This is a genomic window from Mesorhizobium sp. AR02, assembly GCF_024746835.1.
Lineage (GTDB): Bacteria > Pseudomonadota > Alphaproteobacteria > Rhizobiales > Rhizobiaceae > Mesorhizobium.
This window is the reverse complement of sequence record NZ_CP080531.1, coordinates 6,932,257-6,955,381: the sequence shown is the minus strand read 5'-3', so window position 1 is coordinate 6,955,381 and position 23,125 is coordinate 6,932,257. Positions and strand designations below refer to the sequence as shown.

Below are 23,125 nucleotides of genomic sequence, written 5' to 3'. Positions count from 1 at the left end.
TCTAGCCCCGGCCTTCGACCGGCAGGTCGAGCTCGGCGGCCAGAGCCTCCAGCGAGTCGCCAATGATGGAGACGATCTCGCCGACCTGTTCGCTGGTGACGATCATCGGTGGCGCGACCATGAAATTGTCGCCATCGACACCACCCTTGACCCGGCGGCCATAGATGATCAGCCCGCGATCATAGGCGAGGTCGAGCAGCCGCTGCGTGGCCTTCTTGCTCTGGTCAATCGGTCGTAGCGTCTCCGGATCGGCAACCATTTCGGCACCGGTGAGCAGACCCTTGCCGCGCACGTCGGCGATGAAGGGAAAGCGCCTCGCCAGTCCCTTCAGCCCGTCCATCAGCACATCGCCCATGGCGGCGGCATTGGCGATCAGGTCGAGCCTGTCCATTTCGCCAAGCACGGCGAGCCCGGCAGCACACGCCAGCGGATTGCCGGCATAGGTGTGGCCATGCTGGAAGCCGCCGGAAGCAAGCAGCGGCTGCACCAGCCGCATCGGGGCGGCCAGTGCGCCGAGCGGCGCATAGCCCGAGCCCAGCCCCTTCGACAGCGCGACGATGTCGGGCTTGCAGTTCCAGTGGTCGCCGCCGAGGAATTTGCCGGTGCGGCCGGCGCCGCTCATCACTTCGTCATGGATGAGCAGGATGCCGTAGCGATCGCAGATCTCGCGGATGCGCGCATAATAGCTGTCCGGTGCCACAAGAGCGGCCGTGGCAGCGCCGCCGATCGGCTCCATGATGAAGGCGACGACGCTTTCGGGACCTTCGGCGAGGATCTTCTCCTCCAGCATGTCGGCATAGCGGACGCCGCGCTGTTCCAGCGAAAGATTGTCGCGGTCGCGCCAGGCGGTCGGCGCCGGCACGGTCGGCATCACCCGCATCATCGGCTCGAAGGTTTCGGCCAGCGCGTCGTCGCCGGTGACCGACAGCGAACCCAGCGTGCCGCCATGATAGGAGGGGAAGCGGGTGATCACCTTCCAGCGGCTGGCCTGGCCGGTGGCGACCGCCCATTGCCGCGCCAGCTTGATGCAGGATTCCGTCGCTTCGGAGCCGCCCGAGACGAAGAAGATGCGGTCCATGCCGTCCGGCAGCTTGCCGGCCAGTTCACGCGCCAGTTCCTCGGCCGGCTCGTTCTCGAAATGCAGCCGATAGGCAAAGGTGGCGCGGTCCATCTGCCGTTTCATGGCGTCGAGCACATTGCGGTTGGAATGGCCGATATTGGCCACCATCGGCCCGCTCGAGCCATCGATGAAGCGGCGGCCGTCCTGCGTCCACATATAGATGCCTTCGGCGCGGTCGATCAGCGGCCGGCGCAGGCTGGAGAGGTAGAACAGATGCGATTGGCGCCGGGCGTCGACATCTTGAGCGGCAGGCTGGACTTTCGACATGTCAGGACTTTCCGAGGTAACGATCGAGGATATTTTGGGTGACGCGTTCGACCATTGGGTCTTGTCTTAGCAGGCCGGCGACCCATTCGCAGCTTCCGGCATGGAACACCTCGCCCTTGCCGCGCGGGAAATTAACGATCATGCCGTTGCCGCGTTTGACTTTTTCGAGGTTGGCGTCGCTCGCCTCGCCGAACAAAGTCTCGGCGGTGAAGCGGCCATCCTCGTCGGTGAGGAACTGGTCCTCGATCGGAATGTCGGCGCTTTCCTCAACTTGGCTAGCCATGCCGACGGCCAGAACCTGCAAGCCATCCGGCGCGCCGCTGTCTGATGTGGGGTAGGGCAGGCCGCCGCGGATCTCGAAATCGAGCCCATCAACCTCATAGCCATAGACATGGCTGTCGGCGCCCAACAGGTCGCCATAATAGATGCCGGTGCCGGCAAAGGCCCAGTGTTCGGGCCGGTAGACCGGGAAACCGCGCACGCCGCGCGGCGCGCAGCCGCCCCAGCCGGCATAGACGCCGCGTGTCGCGTTGAGGCCAAAGGTCGCCGAACCCGGTCGGCCGATTTCCGGTGCTTCCCAGGAATTGGTGGCGCGGGTGACGTCGCCGCCGCGATAGACGGGATCCTCCTTGCGCGCGCGGTATTTGTAGCAGACCTGCCGACGACCCTCGTCCTCCAGCCGCGTCTGCCACATGAAATTGCCGGCAAAACGCGCCGCATGGCCGCCGCGTTCGACGTAAGTGTCGACCGCATCGCGCATTTCCCAGGTCCAGTACTCGTCGTGCCCTACGAAGACAGCGCAGTCGCAACCGTCGAGAATATCAGGTGAGAAATGCAGATCGTGCTGGCTGGCGAGGTCGATTTCATAGCCCGCCCGCTCGGCGAAGCGGAAGAAGTGGCTGTCGTAGCTCGCCCAGCCGGACGAGGCGTATTTCTTCGAATGGCCGGTGGCGAGCGCCCATTCCATATGCGGATAGCGCGGCACTGTTTTCGGCGGCACGGCGACCTCCAGCGGCACGCGCGGCGCGTCCTTCGGCAGCACGACGAAGCCACGGCACCAGGGGCGTTGCGTCGACACGATGGGCGAATACTGGTCGCGGTTTGGCCCGGTAATGCCCTGATAGTGGTTGGAGCCGCCAAAAGTGTTGTAGGCAAGCCAGGTGCCCGTCGCCGCCACCTGCAGTACGCGGCCGGGCTTCCTGCCGGGTTGGGGAGAGACAATGAAAAGATGGTGGCTGTGGATCGGCTTGCCGTCATGGCCAGCGGCAGTCAGCGTTACCCGATAGGCACCGGACGGCCAGTCGTTCTCGACACGGAATTCGAAGGCGGCTTCCCAGCCGCAACCCTCAGCGGAACATTGGTCGGGCGTGTCCTGCCAGCACGCCGCAATGCCCGATTTCTCGAACACTTTCGTCTCGGTGCCGCCGTCACGAACGATCACCATGTTGAATGCTGGAGCCGTCGAACTGACATGCAGCGTCACCGTCTCACCGGCGCGATAGGAAAAATGGTCGCTATAGCACCAGATCTCGCCGCGCTCGCCATCCATGCCTGGCCATTCATAATAGTGGCCGCGCACCGCGTGGCGGCGCTGCTCTGGCGTCAGTCCGAAATCGGGGAATTCCGTGGGTAATCTGGTCATCATCGTGCTCAGGCGGAAAGATATTTCTTGAGGAAGCTGCGGGTGCGCTCCTTCTGCGGCGCGCGAAAAATGTCAGCCGGTGGGCCTTCCTCAACGACCACGCCGCCGTCCATGAACAGCACCCGGTCGGCCACCTCGCCGGCAAAGCGCATCTCATGCGTTACGATGAGCATGGTCATGTGTTCGGCGGCAAGCTGTTTCATCACCGCGTTGACCTCGTCGACCAGTTCCGGATCGAGCGCCGAGGTGGCTTCGTCGAACAGCATCACCTTGGGCTGCATCGCCAGCGCACGGGCAATCGCCACGCGCTGCTTCTGGCCACCCGAAAGCCTGGAGGGATAGGCATCGATCTTGTCGGCAAGCCCGACCTTGGACAAGAGGCCATGCGCCAAGGCCCGGGCGTCGGCTTTCGCCATGCCCTTCAGGATCACCGGCCCCATGGTGATGTTCTCGATCACGGTCAGGTGCGGGAACAGATTGAAGTGCTGGAACACCATGCCCATCTGCTGGCGCACCTTGTTGATATGCCGCTCGAAGGCCTGGCCGTACAGCTTCTGGTTGACCTGCACGCCGTCCAGCCAGACTTCGCCGCCATTCAACGTCTCAAGATGGTTGATGGAGCGCAGCAGCGTGCTCTTGCCGGAGCCGCTCGGCCCGATGATCGCCACGATCTGCCCACGCTCGACCGACAAATCTATGCCTTTCAGCACCTCGACGACGCCGAAGGATTTGCGTGCGCCGCGGACCTCGACCATTGGCCGCTGCGTGCTCATCGGGAAACCTCCACATGTCTTTCAAACCGATGCAAGGCCGCTTCGAGCACGAGGTTCAAGATGTAATAGAGCGCGGCGGCCGTGATGTAGAACTCGAACGGGCGGAAGGTTTCGCTGATCGCCAACTGGGCCGAGTGGACCAGCTCCGCGATGCCGATGACCGAAACGATCGAGGACTCCTTCAAGAGCGCGATCAGGTTGCTGCCGATCGGCGGTGCCGTGTTGCGGATGGCTTGCGGTATCACGACATGGCGCAGCGTCCGCCACTTGCCGAAGCCGATGCTGCGCGCGCCCTCGGTCTGGCCGACGTCGACCGCCACGATGCCGGCACGGATGACGTCGGCATTGTAGACGGCAAAGTGCAGGCCAAGCCCGACGATGCCGGCGGCCAGCGCCGGGATGTCGATGCCGATCTGCACCAGGCCGAAATAGATCAGGAACAGCTGCAGCAGCAGCGGCGTGCCCATGAATAGCCACATGAAGCCGCGCACGGGATAGGCGAGAATTGCCGGCGCATAGAGCACGATGACGGCAAACAGGATGCCGAAGACGAAACTGAGCGCCCCTGCCGAAACGGTCAGCACGGCGGTCCACCAGGCGCCTGTCAACAGCAGGTCCCAGTAGGGTAGGACGACGGTGAAATCGAGACCTTGCATTGTGCTCTCCCGTCAGACGATGGCGAAGCGCTTGTCGAGCAGGTCGACGACCCGGGCAACGGCGTAGACCATGATCATGTAGAGCAGGGCCGCGACGCCGAAGATCTCGAACGGCTTGTAGGTGGAGCCGATGAAGCGCTGGGCGGTGTAGGTCAGCTCCACCACCGAGATGGTCGACACCAGTGCGGAGCCCTTCAGCAAGGCGACCGTGTTGACGCCGAGCGGCCTTATCATCAGCCGCGCTGCCTGCGGCAACACCACCTTGCGAAAGGTCTGGAAACGGCTGAAGCCGATCGTGCGAGCAGCCTCTGTCTGGCCCCGGTCGACCGCCACAAGCGCGCCGCGGATCGATTCCGCCATATAGGCGCCGATGTTGAGGCCAAGGCCGATCACACCAGCCGCGAACGGATCCAGATTGATGCCGATCTGCGGGCCGCCGAAATAGAGCACGAAGAGCTGGATCAGGCAGGGCGTGCCGCGAAACAGGCTGACATAGGCAGTGCCGACGGCGCGCAGGGTAGCGGACCTCGACATCCCGGCGGTCGCGGCCAGTGCTGCCGCGGCCAGTCCCAGAAGCAGGGCCAGCGCTGTCAGTTCCAGCGTCACCAGCGCGGTCTCCACGAAGAAGGGAAGACGCGCAGCATCAAGGAGAAATCCATGGATCAGCCCAGCAGAAATGGCGCGTGGCCTCAGGCGAATTTGCATCGCCTGAGGTTCGAGGAAATTAGCGGATGTCGCTGCCGACCCACTGCTTGGAGATCTTCTCGTAGGTGCCGTCGGCCATCATGCCGTCCAGCGCCTTCTGCATGGCGGCCTTGAGCTCCGGATTGTCCTTGCGGATGGCGATGCCGATGGCAACGCTGCCGCCCTCAATGTTCGGCGTGTCGAGCTTGCGCACCTTCTCTCCGGTTTCCTTGACGGCAACCATGACCGGGATGTTGTCGACGACAATGGCGTCGACGCGGCCGGCCTTCAGCTCCAGCAGCAATTCCGGCAGGCCCTTGTAGGTGCGGATGTCCCAGCCGCCCTGTTGGCGCGCCCATTTCTCGTGCGTCTCGCCGAGCGTCACGCCAAGGGTCTTGCCCTTGAGGTCGTCCAGGCTCTGCACTTTGGAATCCTGATTCACGAAAACCGCGCGGCCGGCGTGGTAGTAGGGGCCGACGAAATCGACCACTTTCTCGCGTTCGGGCGTGATCGTCATCGAGCCCACCACGGTATCGTATTTGTTGGCGAGCAGGCCGGCGATGATGCCGTCCCAGGCCGTGGTGATGATGGTGCCCTTGACGCCGATGCGCTCGGCAATGGCCTTGCCGATATCGGCGTCGAAGCCGACGACCTCGTTCTGGTCGTTGACGAAGTTGAAGGGCGGATATTGCCCGCTCATGGAAATTTTCAGTTCACCCGCCGCCTTGATCTTTTCGAGATCGTCGGCCCTTGCCGAAACGGTGGTGAAGGTCGACGCAAGCAGCAGCGCCGTGACCGCAATGCAGGAAAATACCCTGTTCATCTGATTTTCTGTCCTCTGGATGGAGCGCGAAGGCTTGTTCTTGGGAGGCGTTAGGGCGCTCTCCTGAGGCCAAGGATTGCCTTTGCGCCAGCATTGCGCAAATAGATAATGGGAATAGGGAGCATAGATTTCAGGAATGGCTTTGCCGCGCCCCGAACGTCTGGTCTGGGACCTCGACTGGAACCTTCTGCGGACGTTCGTCGTCATCGCCGAAGTGAAGAGCATCACCCGTGCCGCCGAGCGGCTCAATCTCAAGCAGCCCAGCGTCAGCAACGCCTTGCGGCGCCTGGAGGACCGGGTTGGCCGGCGGCTGGTCGAGCGTGATGCGACACGCTTCGAGCTCACCGAGGTCGGGCGGCTTATCTATGAGCAGAGCGTCGAGGTGTTCGGCTCGATATCGCAGCTGCCGCTCTTGATGCGGGGGATCAGCGACGACGTGACCGGCCACGTCATGATCGCCACCGCAAGCCATGTCGTCTCGCCGCTGTTCGATCGGGCGCTGGCGGAGTTTCATCGCAATTACCCGCGCGCCAGCATCACCATTTCGGTTTCGGCAAGCACGGAAGTCGCCAAGCAGGTGCGGGAACGCCGCGCCTCCTTCGGCATCTGCCTCGTCAGCCAGCGTGATCCGGCGCTGGATTATGCGATGGTCTACCGTGAATTCTTCGGCTTCTTCTGCGGTCCGCAGCACAGGCTTTATGGAAAGACCGGACTGACGCTGGCAGATCTGAAGGGCGAGCCCTCGGTCTCCTTCCAGACCGATCATATTTCGGACGCGCTGCGACCGGTCGCCTTGCTGCGCAGCGAAGCCCGGCTGAACGCCGATGTCGTCGGCGTCTCCTCGAGCCTGGAGGAAGTACGGCGCATGATCGTCGCCGGGCTCGGTATCGGGCCGCTGCCGCTGCATGTGGCGCAACGCGACGTGGCCGATGGCATGCTATGGCGGCTGCCGCCCTACGATGCGCCGCCGGCTATCGATATCTTCCTGCTCACCAATCCCGACAAGGCGATGAATCGGGCCGAGAAGGCGCTGCTGTCGGGGCTGCAGGCGCTGATCGCCGAGACGCCGTTTGAGGAGCGCATCTACAACGGTTGAACGGCGGAAGCCGGCCTATTCGACGAGGTAGGCTGCCGCACGGTCGCGCATCGGCTCATCCAGCGCCACGGAGGCACGCGCGACAAGGTCGAAGCGCACGCTGGTGGTCCGGCTCGATGCATGGACGATGCCGTCGAGCGATCCCGACATGACCTGTTCGAAGGTGACGGAGGTGCGGCCGATCTTCACCACATGCGAGCGGATGGTGATCAGCGAGCCGGCTTTCGTTTCATGGCGATAGTCGATTTCGGCGCGCACATCGGCCCATCCGGTTGCCGCAGCCTGGCTGCCATCCTGTCCGGCGATATGGCCAAGAAGCTGGAAACTGGCATCGTCGAACATCGCCGCGTAATGGCGCACATTCATGTGTCCCATCACATCGCACATCCAGGGATGCGCGACGCCGACAAAGGTGACGAGAGATTTGCTCATGGGAAGTTCCGCGCCTTCGTTGACGATCGCGAGACGCCATATCGAAATGCGCGACGACAGGCAAACCGGCTCCTTAGGCCCGGTATTCGTTAGCCGCGCCCTTGGCCGCCTTCAGCAAACCGACTATCTCAGGGGAGGCGGCATCTCCGCCACGGGGACAGGCATGCTCAGAGTGCAAAAGGTCAAGGTCGACGACATCTACGTACCGACGGCGCGGAAGAAGACGCTGCACCCCGAGACCGTCCGCCATCTCGCCGAGGACATTCTGGAGAACGGCATGAAGACGCCGATCCAGGTCCGCCACGACGGCAAGCGCCATATCCTCGTCGAAGGCCTGCATCGCCTGGAAGCGGCCAAGTGGCTCGGCGAGACCGAGATCGACGCCTATCTGGTGCAAGCCAAGCGCCACTGACGCGGGCTCGGTTCGCGGTTCCCCCAGCGCATAATCTCCAGAATTTTTTCGCCGGCCATGTCGGGTTGCGTTCTGCCGGCTCGTCCTTGGGCGGAAGTCAGATCAAACCGAGGAGACCACCGTGACCACCAAGCTCGACATCGCCCCCGCCAATGACCGCGAACTGGTTGTCGCCCGCATCATCGATGCGCCGCGCGAGAACGTCTATCGCTGCTGGACCGACCCGAAGCTGATCACGCAGTGGTTCGCGCCAAAGCCGTGGACGACGCCGCGGGCCGAAATGGATGTGCGCACCGGCGGCTCGAGCCTTGTCATCATGGCCGGCCCGGACGGCAATGAATTCCCCAACCCCGGCGTCTTCCTGGAAGTCATTCCCGGCAAGAAGATCATCTTCACCGATGCCTACACGCAGGCATGGGAGCCATCGGAAAAGCCGTTCATGACCGGCGTGCTGACCTTCGAGGACGAAGGCGAGGGCAAGACCCGCTACATCGCGCGCGTCCGGCATTGGAGTGTCGCCGACCGCGAACAGCACGAGGCGATGGGTTTTCATGTGGGTTGGGGCCAGTGCACCGACCAGCTCGAAGACCTCGCCAAGACGCTTTGAAATCGGATCGCCCTGACGACGACCGCGCCCCGCTTAGGAAGCCCTGGCGCGGCGTGGCTCACGCAAATGCTTGATGCCGCTCATCTCGACAAAGTTTGTCGCCGACTCCCAGAGGTAGTCGCCATAGAGAAACGGCTCGAAAGGCTCAGTGCCGCTCAGTGGCAGTGGCGCGATCTCGGCGTCGACACGTGGCTCATAGAAAAACGGGATCGAAAACCGAATTGTCTTCGGCGCGATCACCCGATGCCGCGTCGCCCGCACACGTCCACCGGTCCAGCGCTCCAGCAACTGGCCGAAATTGACCGCCAGCGTGCCGTTGGCAGGCGGCACGTCGATCCATTCGCCTGCGAGGTTTTTTGCCTGCAAACCCTCGACGCCGTCCTGCGCCAGCAAGGTGACGAAACCGGAATCGGCATGCTCGCGGCCGATGATGGTGCGTGTCTCCCCCTTGTGGACCACCGAGAAGTCGGGCCCGCTGATGTCGACACCGGCATTGGCGTCGCGCAAGGGATAGCGGATCAGGCGCAGCGTCGAGATGCCATCCTCGAAATAGGGATCGAAGATCGTTTCCGGTAGTCCAAGCCCGCGTGCGATCGACCGCATCAGCGCGTTGCCGACCATCCCCATCGCCCGATAATAATCCGCCGCAGCCGTGCGCCAGCCAGGCAGGGCGTCCTCGGCCGGCAAGGGCGTCGGCTCGCACAACGGATCGTCGGATGCCGAAACGCCGGCTGCATCAGCGATATCCGGCCCCATGTCGATGCCTTCCTTGTAGGAAACGGCTGCCGGCTGCAGCGGGAACCAGCCGCGATAGACATTCTTCCTGGTGCGATCGAAATTCCAGCGCAGCAATTTCTGCTTCTCGGTGTCGGGAAGGGCGAAGATGTGCAGCAATTGCGCTCTGCCGTCCGGCGTCAGCCAGGCGTCGCCGGGAAAATCCCGGACCGCCATAAAACCGATCCCCGAGGCAGCAGCCATGATGCGGGCGTCGGCGCGGTCGCGGGCGGTCGAGGGCGGCCCGAACAGATCCGCAATGCCGATGGTTTCGATGTCTTGCGCCACAGTGAACTCCATCGCATTCCGATTATCGATGGCATTGTATCAAAGCTATTCAATTGACCCTGTCGGCCGTGCGACTACCTTGTCACTTATTCTCCTCATCATGGATCAAGGCGATGGCTAAACATCAGGGCGGGTGCCTGTGCGGAGCGGTGCGCTACAGCACCGAAGCGGCTCCCATCAACGAACGCATCTGCCATTGCCGGCTTTGCCAGAGGGCGATCGGCGCCGCCTTCAACGCGCGCGTGCTGTTTCGCATCGATGATGTGACGATCGAGGGGCCATTAGCGACGGTGAACACCTCGCCCGATCTCAAGCGCGGTTTTTGCCCGAGCTGCGGCACGACGATGTTTTCGCGGCGCGATTCGGCCGGCATCATCGGCATCACCACCGGTTCGCTTGATGATCCCACGGTCTTCAGGCCGCAGATGCACATTTTCACCGCCTCGAAGCAGCCTTGGGTGGTGCTCGATGACGGCCTGCCGCAACATGAAGGCGCTCCGCCGCCAGGTTGAAGTTTCTTCCTTCTCCTCTAGGGACCCAGGGGGAAAAGGAAGCGCGCGCCCATGACCAAAATTTAATCCAAATCAACACGCGATAGCCGGCAAAACGTCATTGGCGAGCCATCATTGTCTTCCTATCTATGCTGCGCGGGCCGGCATTCGAGGAGACGACGGATGAACGACAGCATCAGCACCCTGGACGAGCTTTTGAGCGATCCGATGGTCCTGCTTGTCATGGAGCGCGACCGTGTGCGCCCGGAACAGGTACGCATGCTGCTCGAAAGGGTTCGCAACCGGGCGCCCGATGACGCACGCGCCGATCAGCCGGTCGTTCCGCCGGCCCATATAGTGGCCAAAAGTTGTTTCCAGCAATGGCTGCGCAGTTAGGCGCACGGTCAGTTGGAGCTGGCCGGCAAATAGCTGTAATGGCTGCGGAAATAGGCGATTCTGAAGCCCAGGCGAGCATAGTTGCGATAGGCCGGGCCGTTGCGCTCCTCGTGCGGCGCCTCGATGTCGGCGACGAACAGTTTCGCGCCGGCCGCAATCCCGTCGCGCACCAGCGCTTCTCCAAGCATCGCGTCGAGATCGAAGCTCGGCGCCATGATGCCCGGCACCGGAGCTTCGATGCCGCTCCAGGCCGCGCCGTCGGCGCCGATGAACAGCGAGCGCACCGCCGCCACTGCGCCATCCCGCCTGGCCATGTAGTGATGCCAGCCCTGTCGGCCGACCAGAGCCAGCAGCCAGGGTGAGGTGGGCAGCCGGTAGCTTCTGTCGATGAAGCCGGCCCATTCGCTTGCCGATGCCTTCGTCACGCGTTCGACTGAAACCCCGTCAGCCATGAAGAGCGGCTCGGATGACAGCGGTTCCGCCTCGCGATAAATCCGCTCCCAGCCGCCCTGGCGCTGCAGGCCGCGCGCCTCGAGCCAGCATCTGAGGCGTGACGGTTCGGCGTGTGGATTGACATAAAACCAGGGCCGCGAAATGCCGGCGGCGCGGTAGTGCGCGAGCAGCGCGTCGAGCTGGCTTTCGGAGGCCGGGCTGTCGACGCCGAAATTCTTCACGCAGTTGAAATGGACGAACGGGATCGTCGTGCAGGTGGTCCAGGTGAGGTCGCCTTCTCCCGCGATCGAAAGGCCTTGCCTTGCGGCGAAATCGGCCGGCGCGGCGGCATAGAGGTCGAGCCAGGCGTTCACCTCGGCGCGCTCGATAATACGGCTGAGGTCGCGCGAGACATCCTTGATCGCGATGCCAGGCGGGTGCGGTTCGGGCAGGGGCTGCAGTTCTGACAGGGCGGTCAGCATGGCTCTCCTCCGTCATTTATCTTACAGTGTAAGATTAGCGAAGAATAATATGAATGCGCGGCTTGTCAAGCGGCGCCTTACAAATCCGTAAACTTACAAATCCGTAAATAGGATTCCGGGGATCGCCAGACTATTGCTCGGCGGGGATTGCCCCCTCATGATTGTTCGACAGAAAGGCTCGATATGGCTGACATCTGCACTCAAGGCGTAGACACCGGCTTCGTCGGCCTGGGATATGCCAAGGTCGCCTTTCTCGGCCTGGTGCAGGGCATCACCGAATTGCTGCCGATTTCCTCGACGGCCCATATGCGCATCGTGCCGGCGGTGCTCGGCTGGCAGGATCCGGGCTCGGCCTTCTCCGCCGCCATGCAGCTTGCCGCCCTTGCCGCCGTGATCAGCTATTTCTGGGGCGACGTCAGGGATCTCCTGTTCGGCTCGCTCGACGCTCTCACGCGACGCGACTTCGCCGACCGGCATTTCCGGCTGGCTTCCTGGATCGTGCTGGCGACGATCCCGATCGTCATTGCCGGCGTCGCGCTGTCGGGTGTGCTCAACGCCTGCAATTCGCCGCTGCGCAGCCTGAGCGTGATCGGCTGGGCCTGCATCGCCATGGCGATCCTGCTGGCGCTCGCCGAGCTTTTCGCCCGCCACAAGCGCACCATGGCGGAAGCGTCGTTGGCCGACGCACTGCTTGTCGGCGTGGCCCAGATCGGCGCGCTGATACCCGGCGTCTCGCGCTCGGGTTCGACCTTGACGGCAGCACTCGGGCTCGGCTTCAAGCGGGCCGAGGCGGCCCGCTTCTCGTTTCTGCTCGGGCTGCCCGCAATCGCGCTTGCCGGCCTCAAGGAGCTGTGGGAACTGCACAAGGTTCACCTCGACGCTCATGGCTGGTCGGTTCTGGCCACCGGGCTGGTCGTCGCCTCGCTCTCCGCCTTCTTCGCCATCTGGGGCCTGATGCGCGTGCTGGAACGCTTCTCTGCCTGGCCCTTCGTCATCTACCGTGGCCTGCTCGGCGTCGTGCTGCTGCTGGGCGTGGCGATGGGATGGCTGGCTTGACCAGGGCCAGTGTTGCGCGCGGGCAACCACTTGGATGCATGCACCGGCCCGCGGAGATGTGATCGGCCGGGTTCATTGACTTCGGAAGATAACAGCCCTTAACATTCTGTTAACAAAACAGATGGGTGGGGCCGGATGGCATCCTCGATGGGTTGGCGCCGCAAGGCGAAGGGGTTGGGGCTGGCGGTTGCCGTCACCGCTTTCTGTTTGGCGGCGGGTTCCGCCTATGCCGCGCCTGCTTCCATGGTTGTCGGCGGCTCGACCTCGCAGCCGATCGGCCACTATGATTTTTGCAAGATCCACGTCGCCGAATGCTCGATCCGCTCGCCCAACAGCGTACCGGAACATCTGACCAGCAAACTGCTGCACGATATCTCGGCCGTAAATCTCTCGGTCAACACGCGCGTCAAGCCGATGAGCGACATGGACAATTACGGCAAGGACGAGTGGTGGGCCTATCCCGACAACGGCTTTGGTGACTGTGAGGACTACGCGCTGGAAAAGCGGCGAGAACTCAACAGCCTGGGTATTGCGGTGGCCAATCTTTTGATGACGGTGGTTCGCAAACCGGATGGCGAAGGCCACGCCGTGCTGACGGTGCGAACCGACAAGGGCGACTTCATCCTCGACAATCTGACCGACAAGGTCCGCCTCTGGAACCAGACGAGCTATCGCTACCTGAAAAGGCAGGCGAGCGACAACACCGGGCACTGGGTTTCCATTCTTGGTGGCGACGAACAGCTGGTCAGCTCAGTCAAATAGCTCCTCGCCCGGCCGCTGCCCCACATACTGATCCATGCTCCCCGAACCGGTCTTCATAGTGCCGGTCGACGGTGCTATCCACGGCCGCTCGTTGAAGCTGGCAATCGGATAGGCGCATGGATTTTCTGACGCTTTTCAACTCGGCGCCCCTGCTGCTGGGCCTGGTCAAGGCTGCGCTGCCGCAGGCGGTCGCCACCGCGATGGCATTCGGCCAATGGTTCGTGGCGGTGCCACCGTGCCGTGACTTCGCCTTCGAGGCGACCAGCTATCTCATCTGCGAGGTCGATCCGAAACTGTATTCGATCGAACTGTTCTGGAAGGATCCGGCCGGCAAGCCCTTTCAGTCGCTGCACAATCTCGACAACGCCCAGCGCGCGGCCGGCCGCACGATGCTGTTCGCCATCAATGGCGGCATGTATCATCCCGATCTCAGGCCGGTCGGCTTCTATGTCGAACGCGGCCAGGAGATGGCCGGTGTGAAGACGGGATCGGGAAGCGGCAATTTCTCGCTGCAGCCAAATGGCATCTTCTACATCAGCGCCGGCAAGGCTGTCGTTCGGGCGACCAGAGACTTCGTCAGGAAGCGACCATCCACCGATTATGCCACGCAATCCGGGCCGATGCTGGTGATCGACGGCCAGCTTCATCCGAAATTCCAGTCCGACGGCACCTCGCGCAAGACCCGCGATGGCGTCGGTGTGCGCAAGGACGGTGTCGCGGTCTTTGCCATTTCGAACGGCACGGTGAATTTCCACGCATTCGCCCGGCTGTTCCGCGATGCGCTCGGCTGCGACAATGCGCTGTTTCTCGATGGCACGATATCGAGCCTGTTCGCGCCCGCGATTGGCCGCAACGATGATTACTGGAATCTGGGGCCGATGATCGGGGTGTTCAGAAGGAGGGGTTAGGCTCGAGCGCTCCGAAGCTTGAAAACGATCACCGCGATGACGATCAAGGCGACCACGGCGATCGCCGCCAATCCGAACAGGCTGGTCACATCGAGCTCGGGGATGCTGCCGGCGCCCTTGGCCACCAGCCATCCCGGCGACAGCACGACCGGAGCCCAGATGATCGCCGACAGAATGTTAGCGATCTGGAAGCGGCGCCGGTGCATGCCCATCATGCCTGCGACCAACGGCACGGTGGCGCGGACCGGGCCGAAGAAGCGGCCGATGAAAACCGCTGCAAAACCATAACGGTGAAAGAACAGGCGCGCCCTGGCGACCTCGCGGCGGTAGCGGTTGAGTGGCCATTTGTGGACGACACCGCGCCCCAGCCATCTGCCGAGGAAGTAGGAGATGGTATCGCCAAGCGCCGCCCCGATCATCGCACCGAGAAGTACCGGCAGAGGCTGTACGATGCCGGCCCCCACCAGGCCGCCGACGATGATGAGCACCGTGGTGCCAGGCAAGAGGATGCCGACCAGCACCAGCGACTCGCCAAAGGCCAGCAGCCCGACCACGAGGCCGGCCCAGGCCTGATGGTTCTCGATGAAACAAACGCTCTGGTCGATGAACGACTGCACGCAGGCTCCCTGTTAAAAGCGTTTCTCAGCTGCCGCTGTCGAGCAGGCTTCTGAGTTCGTCGAGCTTGTCGTTGACGAGCCAGCCGTAATAATTTTCGACCGGGAGTTTGCGGCCCTTGCCGCCGGCCACCGCCGCGCGCAAATCGGCCGCCCGCTGCCGGGGCTGGCCGACATTGTAGAGCGTGGCCGTGATGCCCGGATTGCCCGATATGTCGAAACCCTGTTCCTTGTAGGCGTCGATGGCGTCGCGCACGATCGCGGCGATGTAGACGATGCTGCGGTCGGGATCCATGACATCGCGATAGATCGCCTGCGGATGATCCGGCGTCAGTCTGTCGTAGCCGCTGACCTTGTTGACCAGGTCGGTCACTTCGAGCGCGGTCAGTGGGCTGATCTGGCCGAGGCCGAATGTCTGGCCGGCAAAGAAGGGCTGGAAGAACGCCTGTTGGAAGGTCATTGCATCGTAGGTGACGCCATCGACCGTCTTGCCGCGGAAGTGTTCGACCCAGACACTGTCGCGGCAGCTCCACAGGGCGGCACTGTCCTTGGCCTCGGCGCAGGCCGCGAATTCCGGCCGCTGGACAAAGGTCTGCACCGGCACGCCCTTGTAGCGGAAGGCAAAGTCGAGGCCGGAATAGGACAGGGCTTTCACATAATAGGTCTGGACCGAACCGACAGCGGTCACATTGTAGGTATGTTCGCCGACCAGCGCGCCGACGATATGGATGGGGTCGATATCGTAAGCCGCCGCCACCTGCTTGATATGCGCCACCAGTTTCTTCTCGCGCTTCAGCAGCGCGACGATCTTCTCGTATTTTTCCGCGTAGGTGGTCTTGAAGGCGCGGGTTCGCGTCGCCGATGCATCCGGGATCGTCGGTTGCGTCTCGGAGCGATTGCCGGGAGGGACGACGACCAGTGCGCTGGCATGCGCGGCCATAAGCGCGCCGCCGCAGGAGAGGGCCGCGAGCAGGGGGACCAGGAGAAGCCGCTGCAACGCAATCATCGGACGCCTTTTTGGGATCGCTGGAAATGCCGGCGGCAAACGCCGCATATCCGTCTCAACAGCCACATCATGGCGCTGTCAAGGCTTGGCCGGCCGTCGACGGCGAATGTCTGAAACGGGTCACAGTCATGGTAAAAAACTTGATTCAAACTTTATTGGTAATTTCTCGTTCATAACTGGCTTGGTTGTCCGTCGGCTGTCGCCTTCGGTCTGTTGTGTTTTGAGTACAGGTCCAGATGCGGTTACCAGGCGTCGTCAGTTTCGTGATCGCAGCGCTGTGCCTTGCCGGCTGCTCGTCGACATCGGGCATGGACGCGCTCGATATGCAACAGCCGTCGAACGAGACCACCAGCTCGGTGGTGCGGCCAAGCGCGCCGATCGCATCCGTCCCTGTGGCCAAGGCCAAAGCACGCAAGCTGGCCGAGGCAGCGCCCGTGGACGAACCTGCTCGGCCTTTTGGCCTGGCGGAAGAAGAAACGGCGATGCTTGCGACACCTGAACTGCCCGACAGTCCTGAGCTGCCCGACAGTGCCGAGCCGCCGGTTGAAGCGGCTGCGCTGGTGTCGCCGTCGAAGCTATTGAGCCGCAATGGGCCGCCCATGTTTGCCGGGTCGATCATGCGTTACGGCTTTCGCGACGCCAAGCCGATCAATTTCGGCCGGTCATCGCCCAGGCATCTCGCTGTCCACGGCGTCGATGTCTCGCGCTGGCAAGGCGACGTCAACTGGGGGAAGCTGCGCGCACAGGGCGCCAACTTCGCCTATATCAAGGCGACCGATGGCGGCGACCATCTCGATCCGATGTTCATGAAAAACTGGCGCGGCGCCGACGCCGCCGGGCTGAAGCGCGGCGCTTACCATTTCTTCTATTGGTGCCGCGTCGCCAGCGAGCAGGCCGACTGGTTCATCCGCAACGTGCCGAAGGTCGACGGCGCGCTGCCGCCGGTGATCGACGTCGAGTGGAACGGCGATTCCTCCTGCAAGCGGCGCCCATCACGCGAAAAGGTGCTGGAGAAGATGCAGGTGTTCATGGACAAGCTGGAGCGTCACTACGGCCAGCGGCCCATTATCTACACATCGCCTGACTTCTACCGCGATAATCTCCAGGGCGCCTTTTTCGACTACCCCTTCTGGGTGCGCGCGGTGGCACGGCACCCGTCAAAGGTCTATCCCGACCGCAAATGGCTGTTCTGGCAATATTCCGGCTCCGGCCTGTCGCATGGCGTGACCGGACGCATCGACCTCAACGTCTTCCATGGCGACGAGCGGCAATGGCGCGCCTGGGCCGGCGGCGGTGGCCGGCAGATGATGGCTGACGTGGATTAGGGCTTCGCCGTGAAACGGTGAACCGCCCCAGTCCCTCAGTGTCGCCTCGGGCTGACCCTCATTGGAGCTGGCGGCTCCCGCCATTCCGTTCCTCGCTCAGCCGCAACCTCGCCCTCAAGCTCATGATCTCGGCAAGCGCCGCGTCGATCATGGTCAGTAGCGTCAGCGTATCGTGCTGGGTTGGATCGGCCCTGACATAGGCGAGCTGGTTCACGATGTCGTTGTCATCGTCGGCTTCATCGCTCATGCCCGTCTCCCGACTTGCTGTCTCGAGGATGTCTCCAGCCCTTTTTAAGCCGATCGGTTCGGCCGTCAAATTACCCTTCCGCAATGCATTTTGTCCGGCAGCACTCCCCCATGTCCGGGCTTGCAACTTTCGGCGGTAATTTCAGAGTTTTGCTAACCAACCGCTCATGTTGTTCCTTAGCGGTGTTGCAACGTCCGCCCGGTAACATCCACGTGATTAAGGCGTGGAGGGGTCGATGCGCAATCCGGTTCTGGCGGTCGCTTTTGTGGCCGCCCTTGGCTACGGGGCTTTCAACACGCTCGGGCATATGCCTGACAGCAAGCCTATAGCGATCCCGGAGGCCGCACCCGGCGCCTTGCCGATGTCGCCGCGCCCGATCAAGGAAAACGTCGTCGCCTATTCCACCGCTGATCAGGCCATGCAGGCAGCCAAGAAGGCCGGCCACGAGACGCTGCCGCGCTTCCACCAACTGATCGATGCCGCTACGCCCGGTACCTACACGGTGAAATTTCCGCTGACCCAGAACGGCGCCACCGAGCATATCTGGATGCAGCTGGTCGGCTTTGGCAACGGCAAATTCATCGGCTTGCTCGCCGATGTCCCGGTCAACGGCAACAAGTACAAGATGGGCGACGAAATGGCCGTGGCCGAGGCCGATGTCGAGGACTGGATGGTGAGGAATGGCGGTGACGTCTATGGCGGCTACACCGTACGCCAGGCGCTGGTCGACATGCCCAGGGACAAGGCCGCGCAGTACGGCATCACGTTCAAGGATTGAGGCGCAGCGCTTCACCGCTCATTGATCATCGCCTCGATGTTGTAGCCGTCCGGGTCAAGCACGAAGCAGGCGTAGTAATTCTCCGCATAGTCGGGGCGCGGGCCGGGTGCGCCATTGTCTTTGGCGCCGGCCTCCAGCGCTGCCCGATAGAACGCATCGACCTCTGCCCTGCTGCCGACGCGGAAAGCGACATGCAGATGGGTGAGCGGCGGCGTCTCGCCGGTTCGCTGGATTTCGAACAGGCAGCCATTGCCGGCATCGAAGGCCCAGAACACCCCTTCCTTGCCGAAGGACAGGCGATATCCCAGGGGCGCAAAGGCGCGTTCATAGAAGAGCTTGCTCTGCCCCAGATCACCCACTTCGATGGTTATGTGATCGATCATTTTGTCCTCTGTTGCGACTGCACCTTGTAGGCCTGTGCTTGGTGCGCTTCGTGTTCTCGAATCTCCGCGGTCTGGGCCAGCACCCAGTCCCGGAACACCTTGATCTTCGGTACGTTGCGTCGGCTTTCCAGGTGCACAAGCCAATAGCCGTCGCCGTCGGACCCGACGATGTCGAAAGGTTTTATCAGCTGCCCCTTCGCCAAAAGCGCGCTGTAGAGGTTTTGGGTGAGGATGGCAGCACCCTGATCGGTCAGTGCCGCCATGACATCATAAGCCTGCCCGCCAAGCGCCGGACCGGGGATGACATGAGCGGGATCGAAGGGCACGCCGGCTGCTTCGAACCAGATTTTCCACCAGGGATCGTCAGGGCCGCATAGCGGCACCTTGTAGAGATCCTCGGGCCGGCGGATGCCGCCGACGCTCTCGGCCAGTTTGGGGCTGAGCATTGGCGTGTAGTCGGCCTTGAACAGATAGTGGGCGGTCAGGTCAGGCCATTTGCCGGTGCCGGTCCGGATGCCGATATCCATGCCCTCGCGCCCGAAATCGACCAGCCGGGACGATGTATCCACCTTCACGGCGAGGTCGGGATGCATCAGCTGGAATGTTCCAAGCCACACAGCCAGCCAGTTCGATGCAAATGTTGCCATGGTCGTGAGCGATAGCACGCCGCTCGCTCCACCCTTGGTGGCGACCCAGGCATCCGCCAGGGCCGAGAACGCGCCCGTGGCGTGCGGCGCCAATTGCTGCCCGGCCTCTGTCAAGGCGATCTGTCTTGTTTTTCTTATGAAAAGCGGCGTCCCGGCGCGTTCCTCCAGCACCTTGATCTGATAGCTGGCCGCTGATTGGGTCATGCCGAGTTCCTCGGCCGCCTTGGTAAAGCTGCCCAGTCTAGCTGCGGCTTCAAAGACCCGGATGGCCCCTAAGGGCGGCAGCTCCCAACTCATGACGCATCAATCCTCCTGATGCATGGTACGCGACGTTCGATTGGAAGCCAAGCACGGAACACGGCATACTCTGGTGATCAAATCGAACCCGAAAGGACACGGCAATGACCCTCTACAACACGCTTCGTCGTCCGATGCTCGACCTCTTCACCGCGCCGTTCAGACCCCGCAGGCGCGGCTTGCTCGACCAGCGTTCGCTGTCGGATCATTTTCTGCGCGACATTGGCGTGCTCGACGGGCACGTACCTCCCGGCACCAGTCGCTGAAGACGTTTTTGACCCACACGGATGCAGGGGAGGGAAAGATGGATGTGTTGTCGCAGGCTCTGGCGAAGAGCCGTCAGACGATCAATGCTTATGAGGATTATGCGGAACGCTACGATGCCATCGTGCGGCATGTCCCCAACGAAAGAGAACAGGCATCGCTGAAGCGGCTTGTGGCGATTGCCGGCACAGAAGGCCAGATTCTGGAAGTCGGGTCGGGAGCGGGCTACGATGCGGACTTTCTGGAGGACTTGGGCGTCAAGGTTCGCCGCACCGACGCAACAAAGCGGTTTCTCGAGCTGCAAGCCGCGCGCGGCAAGCATGGTGAGCTTCTCGATCTTCTCACCGATGATCTCGGCGGCCCCTATGACGCCGTCCTGGCCCTGGCCGTCCTGATCCATGTGCCGCGCGACCAGACAGACCAGGTGCTTGCCAGGATAGCCGGGTCACTGCGGCCAGGCGGCGCCTTCCTCGTGTCGATGCGCAATGGCGATGGCGAGACATCAGGCAAATACCATACGGTCTACTGGCGCCGGGACGATTTTGCGGCCCGTCTCGAAGCCGCCGGGCTGGTGCTTCTCAGGGACGATTTCAACCTGGGCCGCAACAGCGAAGAATGGAACACGTTCCTGGCTGTAAGGCCGGCATGAGGGGATCTTTTCCCTTCTCCCCTTGCGGGAGAAGGTGTCGCCGAAGGCGACGGATGAGGGGTGCTCCAGGGAACGCCAACGCCTCACTCGCACCCCTCATCCGTCTCGGCGCTACGCGCCGATCCACCTTCTCCCACAAGGGGAGAAGGAGAGGGCGCGCGTTACGCCCGGCCGATCACCTCCCGACCTTGCGAATAAGCGAGACATTGCCGCCGCGGTGCTGTCTAGTGCCGGTTCCTGCACTCCGGGGGGATCAGGGTGGAGCTCAAAATTCTGCTTGTCGGCTTTGCCTGCGCGGTCGCGGGCATGTTGTCGCTCATCACTTTCCTGAAATGGTGCGAGGTAAAGGCGCTGAGCCACTGGTTGCCGGCCCCGGGAAAGATCATCTCGTCGCGCGTCGAGGCGCGGGAGGTCAGAAGCTCGGGCGTTGGCTCGGACAGCAGCGATACCACCGAGATGCGCAATTTTCCGGCGATCACCTTCGAATACAAAGTGGGTGGCAAGAAATTTCAAAGCTCGCGCTACAGCGTGAAGGAGAATTTGGGGAATTTCGAAGTCACCGAAACCCTTGCGCAGTTTCCCCGCGGCGCCGCGGTGACCGTCTTCTACAATCCGGCCGATCCCAGCAAAGCCGTGATCGAGCGCACCATGCCCGATGGCGCCTTCAAGTTCATGTTCCAGCTCTCGGCGGTGCTGGTGATCGGCGCACTGGTGCTGGTGTTTTCCGTCGGCGGTTTGCTCGAGGCGATCCGGCCGCATCTGCCCAAGCCACAGAATCTCGGCGCGGCGGCACTGCTGCTGTTCATGGGGCTGTTTGCCCTGCGCATGGGTTTCGCCCAGAAATCGTTGGCCGAGCAGGGCCTGGGTGCAGCGCTGCGGCCTGGGATGCCTTTACCTTGACAGGATGCAGAGATGACTAGCGCCATGAGATCGATCGCCTGGGCCTGCACCCTTTTTGCATCCGCGACGATTTCGGCTTCCGCCAGATCCATTTCGAATTCGCCGGCAACGCGCTCGCCATCAAATACAGCGATGGCGGCGCGGCCGATCCTCTGGTCGAGGTGTTCGTCATCAAGCCGAGCGAAACCGCCGAGGCTGCGTTGCTGCGTCTGTTTGTGGAAAAGACCGACAAGGCCATCAGTGCCCGCTGCGTGCTGGCGCCCTACACCGAGGGGACCGTGCCCGCCGGCGTCAAACGCTACACATTCAGCCCCGACGCGGCCTATGCCAAAGAGTTGAAAGCACTTGCCAATCTGGAAGAAGTTCCTGAGCCGCCCTGCGGCGACTGGGGCGAAATGCCTGACGGCATCCAGTATTTCGAGGTGCCGGTAGGCAAAGGGCGGAAAGTGCTGTTCGTCCGGGCGGGGCAGGACGAACCGCTGTTTGATGAGCAGACGCTAAGGGTGTTATAGGCGAGGTGGATGCCCACCGAAACCGACCATGACCGCACCGTGCGCTCGAATCCGCGATCTAATGGTTGATCGTGCGTCACGCTTCGGACAAGTTTGATCGCCTATGACCACCATAACAGACAATGAGATGTCCTATGGCGCTACTGACGATTGGCTATGAAGGTTCTGAAATTGACGACTTCGTATCCGTACTGAAGGCAGAGAAGGTCGAATTGCTTGTCGACGTGAGAGATCTACCTCTGTCAAGAAAACCAGGCTTCTCCAAAAACTCGCTTAGGAACCATCTAGAAAACTCTTCGATCGACTATAGGCATGAAAAAATCCTCGGTGACCCCAGGGAAGGACGGTTGGCCGCTCGAAGTGGGGATCGTCCGCGGTTCGAGCGTATCTTCAGAAGCCATATCGCGAATGAGGCAGCCGGAAAAATAATCCGTGAATTAGCACTGCACGCAGAAACAAAGAACATCTGTCTAATGTGTTTTGAAAGAGATCACAAAGACTGCCATCGTTCCATTATTTGTGAAGAGATATTGAAAATTAAGAAGAGTTCAATTAAAAATATTGGTGTACCGAAAGGCTTCCGTCTAAAGGCTGCGTGATTGGCATCTCTCTCTCAGCGTGACTCTGCGGTGATTCTGGTAAAGGCGGCGCCGCGAGTTGGAGAAACTCATGGCGAGCTAGTCTGTTGTGCAGGGTTAGATTTCAGCGGTAACTGGATTCGGCTATACCCAGTAGCTTTTCGGACCCTAGAAGATGCTCAGAAGTTCGGTCGATGGGATACCATTGAGTATGGCTGGAGCCTTCCTAAAGGCGACCAAAGAAGCGAGAGCCGAAGGCTGGAGCACAAGTCTCTCGTAATAACAAGCAGTTTATCTGAAAAATCCCGGGCTCAATTCTTAGCTCGGCACGTTGTTCCAAGTCTCAATACCGAACTGGAGAGAGGTCGAAGTCTGGCACTTATTCGGCCGAAGAATGCTGAATTCGTGATTGAAAGAAAAGATCGCGCTACATTTGAGGAAGAGAAAGCGCGATTTCAGATGTGGCACGATCAGGAAGCTAATAGCCTGTTTGGATTTCTGGGTAAGAGTTTAGTTCCGTATGAGCCAGCTCCATTTCTTTTCAAATATAAGTACGAAACGGCGGATGGATCGCGGGAAGGAACTTGTCAGGACTGGGAGATAGAAGCCACTTTTCTCAAGTGGCAACGGCTTTATGGCGAGACGGACACGCTTCGGAAAATGACGGAAAGATTTGGGGCTGAGTACTCGAGAAAAGGTTTTGTTCTCGCGATGGGGACCCACAAAGCCTATCCGCAATGGCTAATTAACGGTGTGATCCGGCTCGACCACGGGGTTGAGAACGAGATCCAAGGGTCGCTTTTTTAACCGTTTAAATGAAATCG

At 61.7% G+C, this 23,125-nt stretch carries 29 protein-coding genes and 1 pseudogene; 16 read left to right on the top strand and 14 right to left on the bottom strand.

From position 1 onward, the window contains the following. Nucleotide 1: 1 nt before the first annotated feature. The 6 genes and pseudogenes from DBIPINDM_RS38055 to DBIPINDM_RS38030 form a co-directional block, all read right to left on the bottom strand. Nucleotides 2–1,387, bottom strand: a complete 1,386-nt coding sequence (locus tag DBIPINDM_RS38055) for an aspartate aminotransferase family protein (RefSeq protein WP_258584098.1) — start codon at nucleotides 1,385–1,387, stop codon at nucleotides 2–4. Between the two features lies 1 nt (nucleotide 1,388). After that, nucleotides 1,389–3,029: a N,N-dimethylformamidase beta subunit family domain-containing protein gene (locus DBIPINDM_RS38050; RefSeq protein WP_258584097.1), complete on the bottom strand. Its 1,641-nt coding sequence runs from the start codon at nucleotides 3,027–3,029 to the stop codon at nucleotides 1,389–1,391. An 8-nt stretch (nucleotides 3,030–3,037) separates the two neighbouring features. Then, a complete protein-coding gene (locus DBIPINDM_RS38045) occupies nucleotides 3,038–3,802 on the bottom strand; it encodes an amino acid ABC transporter ATP-binding protein (protein ID WP_318036920.1) in 765 nt (254 codons plus the stop codon). Then, nucleotides 3,799–4,458: an amino acid ABC transporter permease gene (locus DBIPINDM_RS38040; protein ID WP_258584096.1), complete on the bottom strand. Its 660-nt coding sequence runs from the start codon at nucleotides 4,456–4,458 to the stop codon at nucleotides 3,799–3,801. Before DBIPINDM_RS38040 ends, DBIPINDM_RS38045 begins: the two co-directional genes overlap by 4 nt. A gap of 12 nt (nucleotides 4,459–4,470) precedes the next feature. Beyond that, nucleotides 4,471–5,117: pseudogene (locus DBIPINDM_RS38035) on the bottom strand (amino acid ABC transporter permease). 65 nt (nucleotides 5,118–5,182) lie between these two features. After that, nucleotides 5,183–5,965, bottom strand: coding sequence for an ABC transporter substrate-binding protein (locus tag DBIPINDM_RS38030; protein WP_258584092.1), 783 nt, complete (start codon nucleotides 5,963–5,965; stop codon nucleotides 5,183–5,185). A 136-nt stretch (nucleotides 5,966–6,101) separates the two neighbouring features. On the opposite strand from DBIPINDM_RS38030, the gene DBIPINDM_RS38025 reads away from it, so the two are divergent. Next, nucleotides 6,102–7,061: a LysR family transcriptional regulator gene (locus DBIPINDM_RS38025; protein ID WP_258584091.1), complete on the top strand. Its 960-nt coding sequence runs from the start codon at nucleotides 6,102–6,104 to the stop codon at nucleotides 7,059–7,061. A 15-nt stretch (nucleotides 7,062–7,076) separates the two neighbouring features. Here the strand turns inward: DBIPINDM_RS38025 and DBIPINDM_RS38020 are convergent, their stop codons facing one another. Beyond that, the gene (locus DBIPINDM_RS38020) at nucleotides 7,077–7,493 is read right to left on the bottom strand and encodes an acyl-CoA thioesterase (protein ID WP_258584090.1); all 417 of its coding nucleotides are present in this window, start codon (nucleotides 7,491–7,493) and stop codon (nucleotides 7,077–7,079) included. Nucleotides 7,494–7,656: 163 nt separating this feature from the next. Between DBIPINDM_RS38020 and DBIPINDM_RS38015 the strand changes: the two genes are divergently transcribed. Beyond that, complete coding sequence (locus DBIPINDM_RS38015; protein WP_008875526.1) at nucleotides 7,657–7,905, top strand: ParB N-terminal domain-containing protein; 249 nt, start codon at nucleotides 7,657–7,659, stop codon at nucleotides 7,903–7,905. Between the two features lie 121 nt (nucleotides 7,906–8,026). Next, nucleotides 8,027–8,512, top strand: a complete 486-nt coding sequence (locus DBIPINDM_RS38010) for an SRPBCC family protein (protein ID WP_258584087.1) — start codon at nucleotides 8,027–8,029, stop codon at nucleotides 8,510–8,512. Between the two features lie 33 nt (nucleotides 8,513–8,545). Here DBIPINDM_RS38010 and DBIPINDM_RS38005 read toward each other — a convergent pair whose 3' ends face one another. After that, a complete protein-coding gene (locus tag DBIPINDM_RS38005; protein ID WP_258584083.1) occupies nucleotides 8,546–9,574 on the bottom strand; it encodes an isopenicillin N synthase family dioxygenase in 1,029 nt (342 codons plus the stop codon). 113 nt (nucleotides 9,575–9,687) lie between these two features. Between DBIPINDM_RS38005 and DBIPINDM_RS38000 the strand changes: the two genes are divergently transcribed. Continuing rightward, nucleotides 9,688–10,086: a GFA family protein gene (locus DBIPINDM_RS38000; RefSeq protein ID WP_258584077.1), complete on the top strand. Its 399-nt coding sequence runs from the start codon at nucleotides 9,688–9,690 to the stop codon at nucleotides 10,084–10,086. Nucleotides 10,087–10,248: 162 nt separating this feature from the next. Further along, on the top strand, nucleotides 10,249–10,461 hold the full coding sequence (locus tag DBIPINDM_RS37995) for a hypothetical protein (RefSeq protein WP_258584075.1): 213 nt from the start codon (nucleotides 10,249–10,251) through the stop codon (nucleotides 10,459–10,461). 8 nt (nucleotides 10,462–10,469) lie between these two features. On the opposite strand, the gene DBIPINDM_RS37990 is transcribed toward DBIPINDM_RS37995, so the two are convergent. After that, nucleotides 10,470–11,375, bottom strand: coding sequence for a hypothetical protein (locus DBIPINDM_RS37990; protein WP_258584074.1), 906 nt, complete (start codon nucleotides 11,373–11,375; stop codon nucleotides 10,470–10,472). Nucleotides 11,376–11,558: 183 nt separating this feature from the next. Here DBIPINDM_RS37990 and DBIPINDM_RS37985 point away from each other — a divergent pair, with 183 nt between their 5' ends. From DBIPINDM_RS37985 to DBIPINDM_RS37975, 3 genes are all read left to right on the top strand, one after another. Continuing rightward, nucleotides 11,559–12,431, top strand: a complete 873-nt coding sequence (locus DBIPINDM_RS37985) for an undecaprenyl-diphosphate phosphatase (RefSeq protein WP_258584072.1) — start codon at nucleotides 11,559–11,561, stop codon at nucleotides 12,429–12,431. Nucleotides 12,432–12,566: 135 nt separating this feature from the next. Then, entirely contained in the window at nucleotides 12,567–13,193 is a 627-nt protein-coding gene (locus DBIPINDM_RS37980) for a transglutaminase-like cysteine peptidase (protein WP_258584071.1), read from the top strand. A 116-nt stretch (nucleotides 13,194–13,309) separates the two neighbouring features. Further along, the gene (locus DBIPINDM_RS37975) at nucleotides 13,310–14,101 is read left to right on the top strand and encodes a phosphodiester glycosidase family protein (RefSeq protein ID WP_258584070.1); all 792 of its coding nucleotides are present in this window, start codon (nucleotides 13,310–13,312) and stop codon (nucleotides 14,099–14,101) included. On the opposite strand, the gene DBIPINDM_RS37970 is transcribed toward DBIPINDM_RS37975, so the two are convergent. Further along, on the bottom strand, nucleotides 14,098–14,718 hold the full coding sequence (locus tag DBIPINDM_RS37970; protein ID WP_258584069.1) for a DedA family protein: 621 nt from the start codon (nucleotides 14,716–14,718) through the stop codon (nucleotides 14,098–14,100). The two genes, DBIPINDM_RS37975 and DBIPINDM_RS37970, sit on opposite strands and share 4 nt — an antisense overlap. A gap of 25 nt (nucleotides 14,719–14,743) precedes the next feature. After that, entirely contained in the window at nucleotides 14,744–15,721 is a 978-nt protein-coding gene (locus tag DBIPINDM_RS37965) for a DUF1402 family protein (RefSeq protein ID WP_258584068.1), read from the bottom strand. Between the two features lie 236 nt (nucleotides 15,722–15,957). Between DBIPINDM_RS37965 and DBIPINDM_RS37960 the strand changes: the two genes are divergently transcribed. After that, nucleotides 15,958–17,046: a GH25 family lysozyme gene (locus DBIPINDM_RS37960; RefSeq protein WP_258584066.1), complete on the top strand. Its 1,089-nt coding sequence runs from the start codon at nucleotides 15,958–15,960 to the stop codon at nucleotides 17,044–17,046. Between the two features lie 58 nt (nucleotides 17,047–17,104). On the opposite strand, the gene DBIPINDM_RS37955 is transcribed toward DBIPINDM_RS37960, so the two are convergent. Then, nucleotides 17,105–17,293, bottom strand: a complete 189-nt coding sequence (locus tag DBIPINDM_RS37955; RefSeq protein ID WP_172229366.1) for a hypothetical protein — start codon at nucleotides 17,291–17,293, stop codon at nucleotides 17,105–17,107. Nucleotides 17,294–17,528: 235 nt separating this feature from the next. Here DBIPINDM_RS37955 and DBIPINDM_RS37950 point away from each other — a divergent pair, with 235 nt between their 5' ends. Beyond that, nucleotides 17,529–18,071, top strand: coding sequence for a DUF2314 domain-containing protein (locus DBIPINDM_RS37950; protein ID WP_258584064.1), 543 nt, complete (start codon nucleotides 17,529–17,531; stop codon nucleotides 18,069–18,071). A gap of 11 nt (nucleotides 18,072–18,082) precedes the next feature. Here the strand turns inward: DBIPINDM_RS37950 and DBIPINDM_RS37945 are convergent, their stop codons facing one another. Together DBIPINDM_RS37945 and DBIPINDM_RS37940 are read right to left on the bottom strand one after the other, a co-directional pair. Then, nucleotides 18,083–18,454, bottom strand: coding sequence for a VOC family protein (locus DBIPINDM_RS37945; protein WP_258584062.1), 372 nt, complete (start codon nucleotides 18,452–18,454; stop codon nucleotides 18,083–18,085). Beyond that, a complete protein-coding gene (locus tag DBIPINDM_RS37940; RefSeq protein ID WP_258584059.1) occupies nucleotides 18,451–19,398 on the bottom strand; it encodes a LysR family transcriptional regulator in 948 nt (315 codons plus the stop codon). The genes DBIPINDM_RS37945 and DBIPINDM_RS37940 overlap by 4 nt, the downstream gene beginning before the upstream one ends. 104 nt (nucleotides 19,399–19,502) lie before the next feature. Here DBIPINDM_RS37940 and DBIPINDM_RS37935 point away from each other — a divergent pair, with 104 nt between their 5' ends. The 6 genes from DBIPINDM_RS37935 (at nucleotide 19,503) to DBIPINDM_RS37910 (ending at nucleotide 23,108) form a co-directional block, all read left to right on the top strand. Next, nucleotides 19,503–19,664, top strand: coding sequence for a hypothetical protein (locus tag DBIPINDM_RS37935; protein WP_258584058.1), 162 nt, complete (start codon nucleotides 19,503–19,505; stop codon nucleotides 19,662–19,664). Between the two features lie 38 nt (nucleotides 19,665–19,702). Next, a complete protein-coding gene (locus DBIPINDM_RS37930; protein ID WP_258584057.1) occupies nucleotides 19,703–20,311 on the top strand; it encodes a class I SAM-dependent DNA methyltransferase in 609 nt (202 codons plus the stop codon). A 258-nt stretch (nucleotides 20,312–20,569) separates the two neighbouring features. Further along, nucleotides 20,570–21,211, top strand: a complete 642-nt coding sequence (locus DBIPINDM_RS37925; protein ID WP_258584056.1) for a DUF3592 domain-containing protein — start codon at nucleotides 20,570–20,572, stop codon at nucleotides 21,209–21,211. A gap of 161 nt (nucleotides 21,212–21,372) precedes the next feature. Continuing rightward, entirely contained in the window at nucleotides 21,373–21,723 is a 351-nt protein-coding gene (locus DBIPINDM_RS37920; RefSeq protein WP_258584055.1) for a hypothetical protein, read from the top strand. Between the two features lie 134 nt (nucleotides 21,724–21,857). Further along, nucleotides 21,858–22,322 (top strand): DUF488 family protein, encoded by a 465-nt coding sequence (locus DBIPINDM_RS37915; protein ID WP_258584053.1) that lies wholly within the window; start codon nucleotides 21,858–21,860, stop codon nucleotides 22,320–22,322. A gap of 384 nt (nucleotides 22,323–22,706) precedes the next feature. After that, nucleotides 22,707–23,108 carry a hypothetical protein gene (locus DBIPINDM_RS37910; protein WP_258584051.1) on the top strand — a complete coding sequence of 134 codons (402 nt, stop codon included), beginning with the start codon at nucleotides 22,707–22,709 and terminating at the stop codon, nucleotides 23,106–23,108. Nucleotides 23,109–23,125 lie beyond the last annotated feature (17 nt).